The 17,858-nt window shown below is 67.6% G+C and carries 12 protein-coding genes; 4 read left to right on the top strand and 8 right to left on the bottom strand.

Annotation, left to right across the window (positions count from 1 at the left end):
* The first annotated feature begins 10 nt into the window (after positions 1–10).
* The 4 genes from ssb (at position 11) to A1D30_RS15055 (ending at position 4,334) form a co-directional block, all read left to right on the top strand.
* Complete coding sequence (gene ssb, locus A1D30_RS15070) at positions 11–568, top strand: single-stranded DNA-binding protein (protein WP_063461534.1); 558 nt, start codon at positions 11–13, stop codon at positions 566–568.
* Between the two features lie 352 nt (positions 569–920).
* Positions 921–1,496: a hypothetical protein gene (locus A1D30_RS15065; RefSeq protein WP_063461533.1), complete on the top strand. Its 576-nt coding sequence runs from the start codon at positions 921–923 to the stop codon at positions 1,494–1,496.
* A gap of 96 nt (positions 1,497–1,592) precedes the next feature.
* Positions 1,593–2,306 (top strand): Bax inhibitor-1 family protein, encoded by a 714-nt coding sequence (locus A1D30_RS15060; RefSeq protein ID WP_082836472.1) that lies wholly within the window; start codon positions 1,593–1,595, stop codon positions 2,304–2,306.
* 381 nt (positions 2,307–2,687) lie between these two features.
* A complete protein-coding gene (locus A1D30_RS15055; RefSeq protein WP_242421911.1) occupies positions 2,688–4,334 on the top strand; it encodes a hypothetical protein in 1,647 nt (548 codons plus the stop codon).
* A 124-nt stretch (positions 4,335–4,458) separates the two neighbouring features.
* Here A1D30_RS15055 and A1D30_RS15050 read toward each other — a convergent pair whose 3' ends face one another.
* The 8 genes from A1D30_RS15050 to A1D30_RS15020 form a co-directional block, all read right to left on the bottom strand.
* On the bottom strand, positions 4,459–8,796 hold the full coding sequence (locus tag A1D30_RS15050) for a cellulose biosynthesis protein BcsC (RefSeq protein WP_242421906.1): 4,338 nt from the start codon (positions 8,794–8,796) through the stop codon (positions 4,459–4,461).
* A gap of 88 nt (positions 8,797–8,884) precedes the next feature.
* Positions 8,885–11,209: a cellulose biosynthesis cyclic di-GMP-binding regulatory protein BcsB gene (gene bcsB, locus A1D30_RS15045; RefSeq protein WP_063461529.1), complete on the bottom strand. Its 2,325-nt coding sequence runs from the start codon at positions 11,207–11,209 to the stop codon at positions 8,885–8,887.
* Positions 11,210–11,263: 54 nt separating this feature from the next.
* Entirely contained in the window at positions 11,264–13,459 is a 2,196-nt protein-coding gene (gene bcsA / locus A1D30_RS15040; protein ID WP_063461528.1) for a UDP-forming cellulose synthase catalytic subunit, read from the bottom strand.
* Complete coding sequence (bcsQ, locus tag A1D30_RS15035; protein ID WP_063461527.1) at positions 13,456–14,238, bottom strand: cellulose biosynthesis protein BcsQ; 783 nt, start codon at positions 14,236–14,238, stop codon at positions 13,456–13,458. Before bcsQ ends, bcsA begins: the two co-directional genes overlap by 4 nt.
* A complete protein-coding gene (gene bcsP, locus A1D30_RS25540; RefSeq protein WP_131798466.1) occupies positions 14,235–14,840 on the bottom strand; it encodes a cellulose biosynthesis protein BcsP in 606 nt (201 codons plus the stop codon). The genes bcsQ and bcsP overlap by 4 nt, the downstream gene beginning before the upstream one ends.
* A gap of 46 nt (positions 14,841–14,886) precedes the next feature.
* Positions 14,887–15,363, bottom strand: a complete 477-nt coding sequence (gene bcsD, locus A1D30_RS15030; protein ID WP_063461526.1) for a cellulose biosynthesis protein BcsD — start codon at positions 15,361–15,363, stop codon at positions 14,887–14,889.
* A 309-nt stretch (positions 15,364–15,672) separates the two neighbouring features.
* The gene (gene mnmA / locus A1D30_RS15025) at positions 15,673–16,791 is read right to left on the bottom strand and encodes a tRNA 2-thiouridine(34) synthase MnmA (RefSeq protein WP_063461525.1); all 1,119 of its coding nucleotides are present in this window, start codon (positions 16,789–16,791) and stop codon (positions 15,673–15,675) included.
* A 17-nt stretch (positions 16,792–16,808) separates the two neighbouring features.
* The gene (locus A1D30_RS15020; RefSeq protein WP_063461524.1) at positions 16,809–17,729 is read right to left on the bottom strand and encodes a LysR family transcriptional regulator; all 921 of its coding nucleotides are present in this window, start codon (positions 17,727–17,729) and stop codon (positions 16,809–16,811) included.
* Positions 17,730–17,858: the final 129 nt, after the last annotated feature.

Below are 17,858 nucleotides of genomic sequence, written 5' to 3'. Positions count from 1 at the left end.
AGACAGCACCATGGCATCCGTAAACAAAGTCATCATCGTCGGCAACCTGGGCCGCGACCCTGAAATGCGCACTTTCCCCAGTGGCGACCAGGTGGCCAACGTGACGATTGCCACCACCGACAAGTGGAAAGACAAACAGTCCGGCGAAATGAAGGAAGCCACCGAGTGGCACCGCGTGGTCTTCAATGGCCGCCTGGCCGAAATCGCTGGCCAGTACCTGCGCAAGGGCTCGCAGGTGTATGTGGAAGGCAGTCTGCGCACCCGCAAGTGGACCGACCAGAGCGGCGTGGAAAAGTACAGCACCGAAATCCGTGCCGACCAGATGCAGATGCTGGGCAGCCGCCAGGGCATGGGCGGCGGCGGCCAGGGTGGCGGTGGCCAGCAAGGCGGCGGCTACGACGACGGCTACGGCGGCGACCAGGGCGGATACGACCAGGCCCCGCGCCGTGCGGCCCCTGCACCCCGGCCCATGGCAGCGCCCGCACCACGCCCCGCCCCTGCACCCGTGGCGCAAGCCCCGCGCGCGGCGTCCGGCTTTGATGACATGGACGACGACATTCCGTTCTGATCCCCCGGCAACGCGTCGAACCCCAGGCCCACACCCGCAAGGTGTGGGCCTTTTTCTTTGGGCGCTGCACTTCAAAACGTAGCAACTCGCAACAAGAATCCCTTCGCAGGGCACGGAAAAACAGCGTGCAAAACAGCGCGCTCCATGCGCCGCCCGCGTGCTTTTACAACGGGGCACAGGCGCGCCACTTCTCCAATGTGTCCAGTGCGGCAGCGCCGCCACGGATCAACAACTTCTTACATTCGATACGGAAATTTCGCAGATCATCGCGGCCTTGCTCGCAAAGAGGCGCAAAGCCCGGCGGCAAGCAGTTACCAAAAATCAATATTCCAACTGAAGAGAGAGGGTTGCCATGCCTGGATTCGTCCGCAAGATTCTGATTTTCATCACCGGCTACGCCTGGCTGCTGCTGCTGGCCGGGCCCGGCCTGATCGGGCTGTCGGTGTACAGCGGCTGGAAGGCCGAGGGGGACCACGCCTACGTGGCGCGCGAAAGCCTGCAGACCGTGTCGGGCACTGTGACGCAGGCCTCCGAAGTCACCGTCAAGCGCAAGCGCCGCGCCACCAAGAAGTACTACGAAATCAGCGTGCAACCCGACACCGCCGGTGCCGAGGTGCGCAAGCTGCGCATCGACTACAGCACGCCGCAGCAGCTGGTGGGCAACCTGATCGACGAAAAGGTCACCGCCCTGGTGGACAGCAGCGACAACGACCTGGTCTATGAAGTCTCGGCAGGCGGCGCACCCGTGATCAGCTACGACACCACCAAACAGCGCCTGCAGGCCGAGGCCACGTCGTCGGCCCAGTCCTTCAGCGGCGCGGGCACCTGGATCCTGGCGATCCTGCTGACGCTGGTGGGCGCCGCTGGCGTCTGGTCCAACCGCAAGCTGCGCGCGGCCGATGAGGCCCAGCAGCTGGCCGCCGCCTGACGGCCCCATTCCATAACAAAGAGAGGGAGGGAGGGGCGCCCATGTGGAGCTCCTCCTGAGTTTTTTGCACACGCAGATCCAAAGGAGGACATCACCATGAACCCCAACGCACTTTCCCCGCAGACCCCGTCCGGCGCGCCCATGGAGCGCCGCGACTTCATCGTCTCGACCTACAAGCACCTGGGCGTGGCCATGCTGGCTTTTGTCGTGCTGTCGGCCGTGCTGATGGCCAGCGGCTTTTCGAACACCACGGCCAAGATGCTGATGGCCAGCGGCAACAAGTTCATCTGGCTGGGCGTGATGGGCGCCTTCATGCTGGTGGGCTGGCTGGCCTCCCACCTGGCCGACAACGCCGAGAACCCGCAGACCCAGCTCATGGGCCTGGGCATCTACGTGCTGGCCGAGGGCCTGATCTTCGCGCCCATGTTCGGCATCGCCCAGCTGGTGGCACCCGGCGCCATTGGTGCAGCGGGCTTCATCACGCTGCTGCTGGTGGGCGCACTCACCTGGACGGCGTTCAGCACCAAGACGGACTTCTCCTTTTTGGGCGGCATCCTGAAGGTGGGTGGCCTGGTGGCACTGGGCACCATCGTTGCGGGCGCGATCTTCGGCTTCAAGCTGGGCATCTGGTTCTCGGGGATCATGGTGCTGTTTGCAGGCGCCTGCGTGCTGTACGACACCTCGTGCATCATCCACGACTMCCCCGCCGMCCGCCCCGCCGGTGCCGCGCTGCACCTGTTTGCGTCGATTGCGCTGATGCTCTGGTATGTGCTGCGCATCCTGATCAGCCTGGCCACGAACGACGATTGAAGCCACGGCTGCGCCCGCGCCGGGTGCATGCAGAAAAAGAGCCGGAGCCCACCATGGGCTCCGGCTCTTTTGCGTGTGGGCAAGAAAATATGAAGAAAATCGGCCTCTGCGCGCTACCTATCTCATTTTTTAGCCATCAAATATATAGCAATTCGATTCCCTCTGACTGCGGTGCCTCCGGCTGCGTGCCACGCCCCAGGCCACGCCACCCACTGCTGGCACAATTCGATACAGCCAAGCGCCCCCTGCGCCCCTACGGGCTGTGGCCCGGTGCCAATGGCAGCAGGCACGCAGCGTGCATGGCCTGCTTCATGGGCCCCGCCCTGGCGGGGGCTGGCGCCCTCTTCTTTTCACCACCTACTGACCCTGTCCTTGTCCAACATGCGTAGTCAATACTTCTGGTTTCCCTTGGCCTGTGCCGCGCTGCTTGCCAGTTGCGGCGGGGGTTCGTCCGATGGCGAAGACGTGGGCCCCGCCCCGGGCGTGCAGCAGTACCCCGGCGGTGTGTGGGAAGGCACGGTGGGCACGGGCGCAGCGCAGCGCCAGGTGGTGGGCTACATCGACCCCGGCCCACAAGGGACAGGCGGCGAGTTCTATCTGGCCCGCGAGGCCCCGGGTGCAGCGGGTTTTGATGCGCTGTACGGGCGGCTGAATGTGAGCGTCACCTCGGTGCTGGCCACGGGCGTCACGTATTTCTCGGTGCAGGACGGCAAGTTCGCCACCGGCCTGACCTTGCGCGGCACGGCCTCGAACAGCGGCAAGATCGGCCGCACCGATGCCATCAGCGGCAACTACAGCGACCCGGTGCAGACGGCCGCCGCCTCGGGCGCCACCGTGCCGCTGAAGCTGGCGTACAGCAGCCTCAACTTCCACACCGCCAGCCCCAGCCTGATCGAGGGCACCTACCGGGGCACGGGCCTGTTTGGCGGCGGCTGGGTGCTCACCGTCACGCCCCAAGGCCAGCTCTCGGGCCGCATCGGCGGCTGCCTGGCCACGGGCTCGGCCACGCCGCGCGCGGGCGCTTCTTCGCCCCTGTACTCGCTCACCATCAACCTCTCTGGTGACCCCACCTCCTGCAGCGCCACGGGCACGCAGCAGTCGGGCATTGCGGTGCTGCGTTTCGACGCAGCCGGTGAGCCCAACGGCATCTGGGCCTTCACGCGCAACGCCACCGGCACCGACAACACCTACACCCTCAACGGTATTGCCGACCCGCGCACCCCGGTGCCGCCGTCGGCCACGCCGCTATCGGTGGCAGGCAACTGGCAGGGTTCGTTCACGCTGCCCACGGGCGTGATTGGCGACACCACGGTGTGGGGCAGCGTGCTGCCGGACGGCGGCCTGTTCTTCTATACCAACAGCAGCCTGGACCACAACGCGCTGTATGGCCGCCTGATCCGCTACGAGAACAACGCCACGAACAACCGCTTCGTGACCGCCAACGACGGCGTGTTCTTCAACCGCCTGCTGGGCAACACCGGCACCTACAACGAGGCGGTGCTGATCGATGGCACGCTGCAAAGCAGCAATGGCTCCGGCAACGCCAGCCTGTTCAGCGGCAGCTTCAGCTACCCCACGCAGCCGGGCGGCTTCCCCACACGCTTCAGCGTGACGCCCGACCCCTTGTACGCACTGCCTGCAGGCAAGGTCGCCACCACGGCCATGATCGTGGGCACCTTCAAGATGGCGGGCACCGGTTTTGGCGGGGACACCACCACGCTGAAGGTGTTTGCCGACGGTGCGATCACCGGCCTCACCACCAGTGGCTGCGAGGTGGCGGGCAAGCTGCTGGGCGAACTGGGCAGCGGGCTGAACCTGTACCGCGTGGAGGCGTTTGGCTACCTCAAGAGCCCCAACGGCCCCATCACCTGCGAGCTGGCATCGGGCCCGCCACAGTCTGGCTCGGCATCGGCACAGTTTGATGCCAACGGCAATGTGATCGGCCTGCGCATCCTGACCGCCGGGTTGTCGGTGGCGGGCACCCGTGCACGCACCGTGTTTGTGGGCGCCAAGCAGCTCACGCCGTAAACACCAGGTGCAGCCCCTCGCCCCGGTGGCGAGGGAATGAAGCCAAAAAAAGGCCCGTTGCGCGGTGTGCGCAACGGGCCTTTTTGCTGGGGCGTAGACTGCCGGGCCACCGCCCGGCACGGGCTCAGTTGGCGTAGGGCGAGCGCAGCGGGTTGACCGGGAACACCTGCAGGCCGTTGTAGGGCTGGAAGGCATAGCGCACATACAGCCCACCCGCAAACTCGCGGTAGTTGCGGGCATTGTTGAGCGCCAGGTGGCCCCCCAGGAACACCTGCGGGTGCATCTGGTACTCCATGGCAGCGCCCAGGTTGTAGCCCAGGCCGGTGCGCGACTGACCGGGGTAGATGGCCGTGGCGCCGGTTTCGCCAAACGCCAGGGCGTCGCTGGCGGCCAGCACGGCTGCGGCCTGGCGCGACGGGCTGTTGGGGAAATACGGTGCCGCGTCTTCCTTGAAATACTGCACGCCCACCGAGCCCTTGAGCTGGTAGGACAGGCGGCCATTGCGCTGGGCCCATTCCACCGGGAGCCCGAACGAGACAAACTGCTGCGGGCTGAAGTAGCCCCCATGGCCCACGGTGAAGTAGCGCAGGTTGCGCTGGTAGGACAGCCCGGAGAAGCTCATCCCGGCAGTAAGGTCGGCGTTGGACGTGCGGTGCACATGCCAGTACATGCCGCCGCCCAGCTCGGCGCGCGCATTGCTGCGCACCCGCGTGCCGGTGATGCCGTGCAGGGAGCCATAGCCGTACAGGCCCAGCTCGCCGTCGTCCCAGGTCATGTCAATGCGGCCCCCTGTGGCCGACACGCCGCCCCAGCGGTCGCCGGTGCGGGCGTCGCGGGCACCCGCAAACGACAGCAGGCTGTCGTTCACGGGGCGGCGCGACAGGTCCACCGCCATGGTCAGCTGGTCATTGAGGGCCATGCGGTAGCGCACACCGCCCGTGACATCCGACTGGCCAAAGCCAAGCGGCGTGGTGCCAATGTCGGCCTTGAGCCCGCCGGACTCGTAGCCCACGCTCACACCGATGCCGCTGTCGCTTTGCGAACCGGGTGCGCGCAGCGGCATGTCGAGCGCCGTGGCGGGGCCGCCGCCAAACCGGCTCTGGGTGCCATAGGGCGTGCCGGGGGCCCCGGCGCTGGCCCCGGTGGGGGTCACGCCCAGGATCAGGTGGCCGTCGCCCACGCTCATCTTGAGCTGCACAGGGGCTTCGATCTCGGACAGCTGGCTCATGCCCGCCTCACCCTGGCGCGCACGCGCGGTGGCACCCACCGAGAACGAGGAGATCTGGCTTTGCTGCACCTCCCGCAGCTCGTCGCGCACCGAGCGCGGGCGCGTGGGATCGGGCACCGTGCCCAGGGTGCCTGCGGTGGCCCAGGCGGATGGCTGGGGTGCCACGGCAGCACGCTGGGCCGCCGTGGAGGCAGGCAGCGGCAGGCTGCCATAGCTGGCTACCGAGGCCTGTGCCGGGGCGATGTAGCCTGCAGAGGCGGCAGGTGCCATGGGCGCCATAGGCACCATGGGCGCCACCGGCGCAGCCGCCAACGGGGCTGGCGACGCAGGCACCACGCGCCCGGTGGGCTGGGGGGCCGCCCGGGAAACCGTCCCGGCGCTGCGCTGGCCGTTGGCAGCAGGCAATGGCACTGCGGCTGCGCCCACGGCCGGGCTGGCGGCTTCCGGGTAGTAGCTCGCCGGGGTCATGGGGGGGGCCTGCAAAGGCAGGGGCAGCGCCTGGGCAAACCGGCTGGCCCCGGCCGGATCGGGGATGTAGAGCCCCGCCGGTGCATTGCTGCGCGCCACGGGCTGCGGCGCGTACTGCATGGGCGTGTAGCCCACGGGGGAGCGCGCCACGGCGGCAGCGCCCGGCACGGCCAGCCCGCCACCCGCGCGCTGAGGCTGCAGCCCGGCACGCTGGGCAAAGGGGTTGCCCGAGCGCCCGGGCCCGGCTGCCACGCCGCTGGCGGCCAACACGGCGTCGCGCTGGGCGTTTTCGGCGGCCACGGCGGCGGTGAAGAATTCGGTGGCCTTGGTGTTCTTGCCCTGGGCGCGGTAAAGGCGCCCGGCTGCCGTCAGCACCTCGGGGTCGCGCGGTGCGCGTGCCAACGCCACGGACAGCAGCGACTCGGCATAGGCATAGTCCTTGGCCCCTGTGGCCATGGCCGCTGTCTGCAGCAGCAGGGGCACGTCGGTGGGCGAGCGCTCCAGCAGCCGCGCGTACAGCGCCTGGGCGGGCGCGTAGTCGTTGTTGGCCGCATACATGCGGGCCAGGGCCGCCATGGCCAGGGGCTCGTCGGCCTGCTCGGCCAGCAGCGGGGCGAGGGTGTCATACGCGGCCACCAGATCGCCCGCCTCGCGCAGGCCATCGGCCTGGCGCACGATGTAAGCGCGGCGGATGTCGGCGAAACTGCGGCGCTCGCGCTCGCTCATGGGGGCGTTCTGCAGTTGGCGCAGGATGCCTGACAGCTCCACGTCCTGCTGCGTCTTGAGCAGCGTGGCGGCGTACTGCAAGCGCAGCCCCACATCGGGGCGGGGCGTGCGCGCCAGCACCTGGCGCACCATGCCCAGCGCACGCTGGGGATCACCTGCATCGGCGTAGGCCAGGGCCAGCGCACCCAGCAGCTCGGTGTCTTGCGTGGCAAAGGATTCGGCCTGGGCCAGGGTGGCCAGCGCTTCGGACTGCCGACCCTCGGCCGACAGCGCCGATGCGGCAGCCGCCTGCACATGCACCCAGACCCGCTTTTGCAGCGCAGCGATGTCGCGCGTGCGGTGTTTTTCGGGAATGCGGTCGAGCAGCGCCAGCGCTCCCGGCCAGTCGCTGGCTTCGGAGGCGAGCAGCGCACCGGCATACAGCGCCTCGGGCATGTTGGGGTTGGACAGCAGCAAGCCGTCCATCACGCCCCGGGCCTCGGCCACGGCGCCCAGGCGCAGGTACAGGCGGGCAAGGTCCAGGCGCACCCAGGGGCTGGCCGGGTCGTTCAGCAGCGCGTCTTCCAGCGCCGCACGCGCGGCGGCCATGTCGCCACGCTCCGTGGCCGCCCGGGCCTGGCCCAGGGCCTGCGCAGCGCGCAGCCGCCCCAGGGCACCGACCTTTTCCTGCTGCGAGGGCGAGAGCTTCTCGACCAGAGCCAGCGCCTCGGCGGCCTTGTTGTTCTGGGCCAGCACGCCCACCAGGCCGCGCACGGCGTCGGGGTTGTCGGCCTGCCGCGCGAGCACCCGGCGGTAAGCAGCCTCGGCCGCGTCGTACTGGCCTGCTTCCACCAGCAGGTCGGCCAGGTCGGTTTCGGCCGTCACTTCGGTGGGGTTGATGCGCACAGCCTGCTCCAGCGTGCGGCGCGCGGCAGCGGTGTCGCCGCGCTCGCGTTCGCTGGTGGCCTGTTCGACCAGGCTCCAGTAGGTGGCACTGTCCAGCGCCTGCTTCCAGCGTGCGGCCGAGCCGGCGCGCGAGGCGCGCTCCAGCAGCCCCCGGGCGTCGGCAAACCGCTCCTGGCGCAGCCGCAGGATGCCCAGGCCGCCCAGGGCATCGCCATCGCTGGGGCGGGCTTCGAGCACCTGCAGGAAGGCGGCTTCTGCCGCATCCAGCTCGCCATCCTCCAGCGCCTGGAACCCGGCCGTGGTGCGCAGGCGCAGCGGGTCTGTCGCCACAGGGCGGCTGGCCACCTGGCTCTGCTTTTGCAGGTTCTGGGCCTGGGCCAGGCGTGTCTGCACGGCGGTGTCGCCGGGGTTTGCGCGCAGGAACTCCTGGTACAGCGGGATGTCGGCCGAGCGGTTGCCCGTCCAGGCCAGCGCCTTGCGCCAGCTCTCGGTGGCAGCCTTGCCCACATCGGGGCGGCCCGCCAGGCGTGCCAGCTGCGCGATGCCATCGCGGCGGGTGGATTCGCGGTAGGTCAGGTGCTGGGCCAGGGCCAGCGCGATCTGCGGGTCTTCGGGGGATTCCTGCGCCAGGCGGCTGAGGCCCCGGCGGGCTTCGTCCCAGCCACCGGCCGTAGCGCCCAGGGTCTGGTAGTACTCCAGCGCCAGCGGCCCGGTGGGGGGGCGCTCGCCCAGCGCGGCCTGGTAGGTGCTCAGCGCCTGGCTGGCCTGGCCGCTGCGGGCCTGCTGGCGTGCGGTCTCGATCTGGGGCGCGCTGCGCCCGGTCCGGATGGATTCCTGCAAGCGACTCACCAGCGGGCTGCGCGGGTGCGCCGCCTGCAGCTGCGTCAGGTAGCGCTGTGCGCCTTCGGGGCGCTGGGCGTTCAGTTCGACCAGCGCCATGCCATACAGCGCCTGGGCGTTCTGCGGGTTCAGGCGCAGCAGCTTCTGCCAGGCCTCACCGGCGCGTTCGGTGTCGCCGCGCTCCTGCCAATACTGCCCCTGGTCCAGCAGGGTCTGCTCGGCCCCGGTCTGGGCCCAGGCGGCAGCGGGTGCCATCAGCGAGGCCAGCAGGCCCATGGCGAGTGTGTGGTGGTGACGACGACGTTTGGAGGACATGCCTACCTTCTCCCTGCGAGTCTCCCGGCCGCCAGGGCCGGGAGGGTGTTGCGTGATTCCGAATCGGCTGAGCCTGCCGCGTGCGGCCTCAGCCCTTCTTTTGCTGCTTCAGCCGGGCGCGAGCGCGGGCCCGCAGCGACAGGTACATGATGATGGCCACCAGCACCGCCGCCGAGACCCCGAGCAGGATCAGCAGCAGCGGATTGCGCGACAGGTACCACTGCGCGTACAGCAGTGGCCCCAGTTGGCCCACATGGTAGTTTTTCTCGGCCACCAGGCTGTCCACCTGTTTGCCCCGGATCACCGTGGTGCTGCCCTGCACCTTGGTGACCGCGTCGGCATCCAGCAGCGCGTCCATCACCTGGGCCAGGCCCGCAGGCTGGTTGCTGGCCACCAGCACCACGCTGCGCCCCGTGCGCAGGGGCGATTCAAACCCCGCAATGAACGCGTCGGTGCTGCTGCTGGAAAACGCCACCTGGCTGCGGTGCGCGCGGGTGCCGGATTCGTCTTCGAAGCCCCACCAGCGCAGCACGCGCTGGGCCAGGTCTGCCAGCTGGAAGCTCTTGGCATCGCCCTGCAATGCCGCCGGAATGGCGCTGGCCCACTGCTTGAGCAGGGGCTGGTTGCCACCGCCCGAGGAAATGACCAGCAGGTCCTTGTCACCCAGGCGCTCGACCTGCTGGGCCTGCGCCACCGTCACGCCCAATGCCGGGAATCCCGTGACGCGGCCCATGAGCCCCATGAGCCCGAGGTAGGTGCCCAGCTCCTGCACACCCGCCTTGTCGGGCATGACCACGGCCGACTCCGACAGGTCGGCCATGCGCGTGAACGGAAACCCGGCGTTGCCGAACGCGGCCAGGTCCGGCATGGCGATGAAGTGCGGGAAGCCGGAGATGTCGATGGTGGAGTCGGCCTCCACCGAGCCCCGCACGTTGTCCAGCGGCACGTCCTTGCAAGCGCCCTGCTTGACCACGTCGTAGTAGTAGTGCATCTGCAGCTGCGACTGGGCAGGCAGCTTGAACAGCGGGATGTGGAGCTTCTCGCGCTCGGGCACCGTTTCGCCTGTGGGCATCACCTTGGTGAACCAGCGGTCGAGCGTGCCCTGCTCTTCATGGTTCACGGCCCGCAGGGGCAGCGAGCGCAGGAACTGCTGGTTCACGTTGATGTTGAGCGTGGACTTGTCAGCGTTGGGGCGCGGCGTGTAGCGGTAGCGCAGGTCCACCGGAATACCCTTCTGGCGCCAGCCAAACAGGTCGGGCGGCAGGAAGAAGTTCACGCGGATCAGGTCGGGCGAGTAGCCGGACACATTGAGCGCCTGGGCCTCGGCCAGTTCGCCAAACTTCACGGGCCGATCGCTGGCCAGCCAGTGGGGGGCATCGTAGGGCTTGCGGGGCTTGAGTTCGGTGACCTCGGTGATGCGCGCGAGCGGGCCGGACAGGGCCGAGGAGCCAATCGCCAGCGCCTTGGCCGCCACGACCAGCTCGGCATCGTCGCGCCCCATGACCAGCAGCAGCTTGCCGTTGCGGTCGGTCGGATGGCTGACCACGGCCACGGTGGGGCCGGAGATTTCGGGCAGCGCCAGGCCTGCGGGTGCCTGCGCCCGGCCAGCCACCATCACCACGGCGTTGCCACGCGCAGGCAGCTCGCCGATGAGGGAGGGGAACTTCGCGCCACGGAAACCTGCCAGCGCGCCAAACCACGACGACATCGTGCCCGCCGCCTGCAGGGTGCCTGCATTGGGCGCGGCATTGAACACGATGGGGAGTTCCAGCGGCCGCACGTCCCGGCGATCGAAGAAGGGCTGGGGCAGCAGCGCCAGGTCGTTGGTCTGCGCCACCGGGGCCACCGTCAGCTCCAGCACGCTGTCGTTGCCGATGTTGGCCCACAGGCTGGAGTGCAGCGGGTCTTCACACTCCATGGTGTAGTGGCCGATGAGCTGCAGGTTCAGCCGGTTGAACTCGGTGATGAGGCGCGGCGGGATGGTGATCTCGCGCTGCAGGTTCTCACCGGCCTGCTGGGTGGTCACGGGAATCGTGGCAGCCACCTGCTCGTTCACCAGCACCTTGATGTGCGACAGGTTGGTGAGCAACGCAGGCGAATACGAGTAATTGAGCTTGAGCTTGGCACCAACCACCACCTCGTCGTTGCGCACGCTGAAAGCCACGCCACTGGTGCCATCCACACCCCGCAGCTGCAGCGGGAACAGCGCGCCCAGCTCCTTGAGGCTGGCGCGGTGCACACGCACCCCAGACTCGGCAGGCGGCACGGCCACAGGGGCCGGTGCGGCCAGCGGTGCAGGGGCGGCTGCCAGCTGCGAAACGGGCGCTGCAGCCCCCGCCAGCACCAGGGCCAGCATGGCAGGCAGCATGCGCTGGCGTGGCAGCCGCGCTGTCGGATGTCGTGTGGAGATCATGGTGAGGGAGAAATCTTGGAAAACAGGAAAGGCTGAGGGCGTGTTGTGCACGCGCTAACGGGACTTGAGGGGCTTGAGGGACTTGAAGGCCGTGGCGGTCAGCTGCCCCATGCCACGCAGCCCGATCACGATCACGCTCTTGAGCGAACGCAGCGGCTTGTCGCGCTGGCCCGTGCCCCAGGTGGCGATCCAGGCGTCGGCGCGCGCAAAAGTGAGCGAGGCCAGCTCGGCCTGCTGGTGCAGGCTGAGGTTGTCGAATTTCACCCCCAGGCGCCCCTTGCCGCTGAACGTGACGATGGCCGGGAAAACGCCTTCTTCGTCCGAACGGAACAGCGACACCGCCAGGCGGCTGCCCATGGGGATATCGACATCGGGCGGCACCGCAAGCCCCAGGCCATGCTGCGAGAAGTCTTCGGTCTTGCACACCAGGGTGCGGCCGTTCTCGAAACGGATCACGGCCGGCAGGCTGGCCGCCACGCGCGGCGTGCCCCGGATCTGGCGCGTCTCACTGGCCACGGCCACACTCGCGCCCAGCAAGATGATGTTGTAGACGGTCCACACCATGTTGATGACCAGCGTGGTGGTTTCGTCCCCGGCCGACGAGAACAGCTTCCAGACCCCGACCGCCATGCCGACCAGATTGATCAGCAGCAGCACCACGTAGGGGCGGGCAATGGTCCAGTCGAAGTAGGCTTTTTCGATCACCCCCCCCTTGGCCGTGACGTTGAACTTGCCCAGCTTGGGGTTGATCGCGGCCACCAGCACGGGCCGCATGATGTACCAGGCCAGCACCGACTCGTACACCTCGTTCCAGAACGAATGGCGAAAGCGCCCCTGGATGCGCGAGTTGGTCACGCTGGCATGGGCCAGATGCGGCAGGGCATAGGCCGTGATCATCAGCGCGGAGGCCTGGAACACATGTGCACCAAAAAACAGGTAGGCCAGCGGCGCCGTCAGGAACACCAGGCGCGGCAGGCCATAGAAGAAATGCAGCATCGCGTTGAGGTAACACAGCCGCTGGCCAAAGTGCAGCCCCTTGCCGAACAGCGGGTTGTCGGTGCGCGCAATCTGCGCCATGCCCCGCGCCCAGCGGATGCGCTGGCCCACATGGCCCGACAGGCTCTCGGTGGCCAGGCCCGCAGCCTGCGGCACTTCGAGGTAAGCGGTGTTGTAGCCCAGGCGGCTGAGCTTGAGCGCGGTGTGCGCGTCTTCGGTCACGGTCTCCACCGCGATGCCGCCCACTTCCAGCAGCTCCTTGCGGCGGATGATGGCGCAGGAGCCGCAGAAGAACGACGCGTTCCACAGATCATTGCCGTCCTGCACGATGCCGTAGAACAGCTCGCCCTCGTTGGGCATGCGGTGGAAGGTGTCGAGGTTGCGCTCGAAGGGGTCGGGCGAGAAGAAGACGTGCGGCGTCTGCAACATCACCAGATTGGTGTCCTTGAAGAACCAGCCCATGCACACCTGCAGGAAGGAGCGCGTGGGGATGTGGTCGCAGTCAAAGATGGCGATGTACTCGGAATGCGTGACCTTGAGCGCCGCATTGATGTTGCCCGCCTTGGCGTGGTGGTTGTTGTCGCGGATGAGGTAGCCCACGCCCAGCTCTTCGCAGAACTCGCGGAATTCGGTGCGGCGGCCGTCGTCGAGCACATACACATGCAGGCGGTCTTTGGGCCAGTCCAGGCTCATGGCCGAGAACACCGTCTGGCGCACCACTTCCAGTGGCTCGTTGTAGCTGGGGATGAACACATCCACGCTGGGCCAGGTGCTCACGTCCGCCGGCATGGGCACGGGGCGGCGCTGCAGCGGCCAGGCGGTCTGGAAGTAGCCGATGAGCAGCACGGCAAACGCATACAGCTCGGCCAGCACCAGCCCGTAGCCGAAGGCGGCGTCCATCCAGTGGGTAAACCCGATGGTGTCGGTGAAGCGCCAGTAGATGTAACGCGACGACGCCGAGATCGACAGCACGATCATGGCCAGCGTGGACAGGCGCCCCGGGGTCTTGCTCAACAGCAGCGCGGCGGCAAACGAGCCCAGGGAGAACAGGATCTGCCCCTGCAGGTCCAGCGGCACGCTGATGACCAGCCCCATCAGCAGCGCACTGAACACCACGGCCACCACACGGGCTGTGGGGTGTTGCCAGATCGCCCAGCCCGTGATGGCATGCACCACCGTGCGCCAATGCGCCTGCGGGCTGTGGGAATCGGCGTCGGCAACTTCGTCGGCCTGGGGCCGCTGGTCCACGCTCATCGCGCTGCCCCCGCCAGTGGCAAGCCCAGGCGCTGGGCCAGCACCTGCGCACACTTGCGCAGGTCGTCGGCCGCCTGGCCATGGGTGTCGTACTCCAGCACGCTCTGGTCATAGGCCAGGGCCTCGCGCACCGCCTGGTCCTCGTGGATCACGCCGATCAGCCGGTCGCCCAGGCTGTCCTGCATCACGCGGGTGATGTCCTTGGACAATTGGCGCGCGCCATCGGCCTGGTTCAGCACATGCAGGGTGCCGGCAAAGTCGGGGCGTGGTGTGCAATAGGTATGCACCAGGCGCTGCATCAGGGCCAGCGCCGCATACGACGCCGCATCGGGCAGGTTGACCACCACCACCACCTGGGCCGCCGTGAGCGCCTGCTGCATGTAGGCCGAGGGGCCCGGCGGCGTGTCGATGAACACCAGCGCATCGGAGGGCAGATCCAGGCTTAGCAACTGTTGCGCGAGCCAGTCGGGGTTAGCCTCCAGGTGCCGTTCAAAGGCCACACGATCGGCCTCGTTCACCACCCCGTAGGGCAGCACATGCACCCCTGAAGGGCTTGGCTGGCAAACCGAACCCCAGCTATCGCCCGACAGGCTGGCGCGGGAAACCCCGGCAAGGGCCCCCGGGTCGGCCCCGAAATGCAGGCCCAGCGCGTTCTGGGGGTCCAGGTCCACCACCAGCACCGTCGGCGCACCCTGGTGCTGCAGCGCCGTGGCCAGGTTCGCAGTCAGGGTCGTTTTGCCCACACCGCCTTTGGCAGAAACAACGGCAACCACCTTCATGGCTGGCCCTTGCGAGGCTGCCAGGTGGCAGCGGGCCGGGGTGATGGCTCTCCGGTCAGGCGCGCAAACACCGAGGGCAGGTCGGTGGGCAGCGGGTCTTGTGGCGCAGCAGGCGCATCGCGCAGAGTGCTTGCGGCAGACGCGTGCAGGCCGGCCAGCCCCGCCAGTGGAGAACGCGCGGCGAGTGCCGGAACGGAAGCAGAAGGTGCCAGGGGCGCTGCTACCTGAGCCATCGCAGGCGCAGAAACGGGGAGCGGGGCAGGTGCGGCGGCTGGTTGTGGCGCCGCAGCGGCGCCCCACAACGGCGCGGGGCTGTCACCGGCCCTCGGCGCGGCGGGCTGCGTCCAGCCTGCGGGAGCGGGCCCGCTGGCGACTGGCGCAGCCGGGCTTTGTGGCGCAGCGGCTGGAGTTGAGGCTGGCAAGCCGCCGGGGCGGCGGTCCACCGCTGGCACGTCCCCGCTCACAGCACCCCGAACGGCAGATACCAACGGCCAGCGTTCACTGGAACGTTGGTGCTCCTGCTTGCGGGCCAGCTCCTGGTAAGGGTCGGCCTTGCCTCCAAATTGCTGGAAGAGGTTCACGATATCGTCTGATTGCTTCACGGGTCACCGCCAATAGCAAAACGTGGAAAACCGGAGCCCGCAGGGCTCAGCGTGCCAGCTGGAAATGGATGCAGCCCCAGGCGTCCGCCGGGGCGGACTGGGCCACGCGAAGCTGGGCGGCGCCAGCCTGTTCGAACCAGCTCTGGTAGACCCCTTCGAGGAAGCCGCCGGACCATGGCGCATGGCCCGGCCCGAAAGCCGCCGACAAGGGCGAGAGGTCGTGGTGAATGTCCAGCTGCGCCGCAGCCTGCTGCAGGCGGACGCCACCCCAGCCGATGCGGTCCCACACCGCCGCCATGCTGCGCTGCAGGTCATCCAGGGTGGCACATGCGGGCAGGGGGTGCTCGGCAGCAAACCGTGCGCCCACCCGGAACATCAGCGCGCGCAGGTCCTCAGGCGGCAGCGCGGCAGCAAACTCGGCCGCCAGGGCCTGCAGGAACCCCCTCCATTGCACGGTGCACTGCTGATCGATAAGGCGTTGGGTGATGTCGGGGTTGGCTGGCAGGGAGGCAGTTGAAAACATGGCGTGCGCACGAGCAAGCTTCGGGCCCGATTCGGCGGCCCTCGCGGGGGGTGGACTCAAGGGAGATACCCCATGCATCGGCTGATACATGTGGTTTCAAACAGGTTGTGCGGAATTCTAGGAGGCTTGCCCCAAAAAATGCACTTTCAGCGGCCATGCCAAAGGTCAACTTCCTTCAACGGCACCCTCCATGCCGGTGTGTGTGGGCACAACACCACACAGCATAAACGAAAACTATTACAAAATAATTTCAATAGTCATGACGGTTTCTGAACCCACCCAGGAATCCACCCCACGGGCACCCAAGAATCAGGGCGCAGCGACCTGGATCACCCCACCCCCCAGGCACACCTCCCCGTCATACAGCACCGCACTCTGTCCGGGGGTCACGGCCCACTGGGCCTCCGGGAACTGCAGCGCAAAGCCTGCGAGCGCGGCCTCCAGGGTGCAGGCCGCATCCTGCTGGCGGTACCGCGTCTTGGCAGCATAGGCGCCCGGCGCTGGTGCCTGCCCCGCACACCAGCTCACATCCTGTGCCACCAGGTGGTGCGACAGCAGCCAGGGGTGGTCATGCCCTTGCACCACACGCAGCGTGTTCTTCTCCAGGTCCTTGCGGGCCACAAACCAGGGCTCGTGCGCGCCACCACCACGTTGCGCGCCTTTTTCCTTCACGCCGCCAATGCCCAGGCCCTGGCGCTGGCCCAGGGTGTAGAACGACAGGCCCACATGCTTGCCCAGGCTGCGACCCCGGTCGTCCAGGATGGGGCCCGGCGCATGGCTGATGTAGCGGTTCAGAAACTCGCGGAATGGCCGCTCGCCAATGAAGCAGATGCCGGTCGAATCCTTTTTCTTGGCGTTGGGCAGGCCAATTTCCTCGGCGATGCGGCGCACCTCGGTCTTGTGCAGCTCGCCCACGGGGAACAGGGTCTTGGCCAGCTGCGCCTGGTTCAGGCGGTGCAAGAAGTAGCTCTGGTCCTTGGAGGGGTCCAGCCCCTTCAGCAGCTCGAACAGGCCGGAGGTGCTGTTCTGGCGCACGCGGGCGTAGTGGCCCGTGGCAATCTTCTCGGCGCCCAGGCGCATGGCGTGGTCCAGGAACGCCTTGAACTTGATCTCGGCGTTGCACAGCACGTCCGGGTTGGGCGTGCGGCCCGCCTGGTACTCGCGCAGGAACTCGGCGAACACGCGGTCCTTGTAGTCGGCCGCAAAGTTCACATGCTCGATCTCGATGCCGATCACATCGGCCACGGCGGCCGCGTCCACGAAGTCGATGTTGGACGAACAGTATTCGCTGTCGTCATCGTCTTCCCAGTTTTTCATGAAGATGCCGACGACCTCGTGGCCCTGCTTTTTGAGCAGGTGCGCGGTCACGGCCGAATCCACGCCGCCGGAAAGGCCGACGACGACGCGGTGTTTGGTGGGTGCTGTCATTGCCCCAATTGTATTTTTCAGGCCGCCGTCGCCTTGCGCGGCCGCACAGAACGCGTAGCGACCAAGAGGTCATACAGCTGCTGCGCGGCAGGCGACAGGGTTTTGCCCCGGCGCTTGATGAGCCCCATCTGCCGGGTGACGATGGGCTCCACCAACGGAATGCTGACCAGCGTGGGGTGGTCCTTGCCCGGCATCGCCAGGCTGGGCACGGCCGCCACGCCCAGGCCCGCCTCCACCAGGCCCAGCAGCGTGGTCACATGCTTGGCCTCGTACAGGCACTGGGGCCGGTCGGGCACATTGGCCAGCGCCAGGTCCATCAGCAGGCGGTTGCCCGAGGTCTTGCCCACCGACATGAAGTCGTGCTGCCCTAGCTCGGCCCAGGTGACCTTCTTGCGCCGCGCCAACACATGGTCGCGCCGGCAGGCGGCCACAAAACGCTCGGCCAGCACGGGCTTGAACTCGATCTCGGCCTCCTGGCTGCCGATGAAGTTGAGGCCAAAGTCCGCATCGCCCTGCGCCACGGCCACCAGCACCTCATTGGCGCTGGCGTCGTGCACCTTGACGCGGATCTTGGGAAAGCGCTCGTGGTAGCGCTTGACCACCTGCGGCAGGAAGTAATACACGGCCGAGGGCACGCAGGCAATCGTCACCTCGCCCATGCGGCGCGCAGCCACATCGCCCAGGCCCATGAGCATGCCGTCCAGGTCATCGAGCCACACGCGCGTCTTGCGCGCAAAGTCGCGGCCCACGGCCGTGAGCGTGACGCGGCGCGTGGTGCGGTCGAGCAGGCGCACACCCAGCGCTTCTTCGAGTTTGTCGATGCGGCGGCTGAACGCAGGCTGCGACAGGTGGATGGACTCGGCCGCGGCGCGAAAGCTGTGCAGCTCGGCCACGGCAGCAAAGGCCTGGATGTCGGCAAGGTCGAACTTGTTGTTCATCGGGGCTTCCTTCAAGTGATTTCACAGCTTCTTCGGCATTGCAAGCCGTGCATCAAACGTTCAGAAAATTGCAATTCACGGACGTAATTGGAGCATGTAAAAGCAGCCAAAGCCTATTGCACGCCATGC

Origin of the sequence: Acidovorax sp. GW101-3H11 (assembly GCF_001633105.1) — a bacterium.
In the GTDB taxonomy this organism is placed as follows: domain Bacteria; phylum Pseudomonadota; class Gammaproteobacteria; order Burkholderiales; family Burkholderiaceae_C; genus Acidovorax.
Note: the sequence above shows the minus strand (reverse complement) of the source record. Positions and strands in the feature narration are given on the sequence as shown.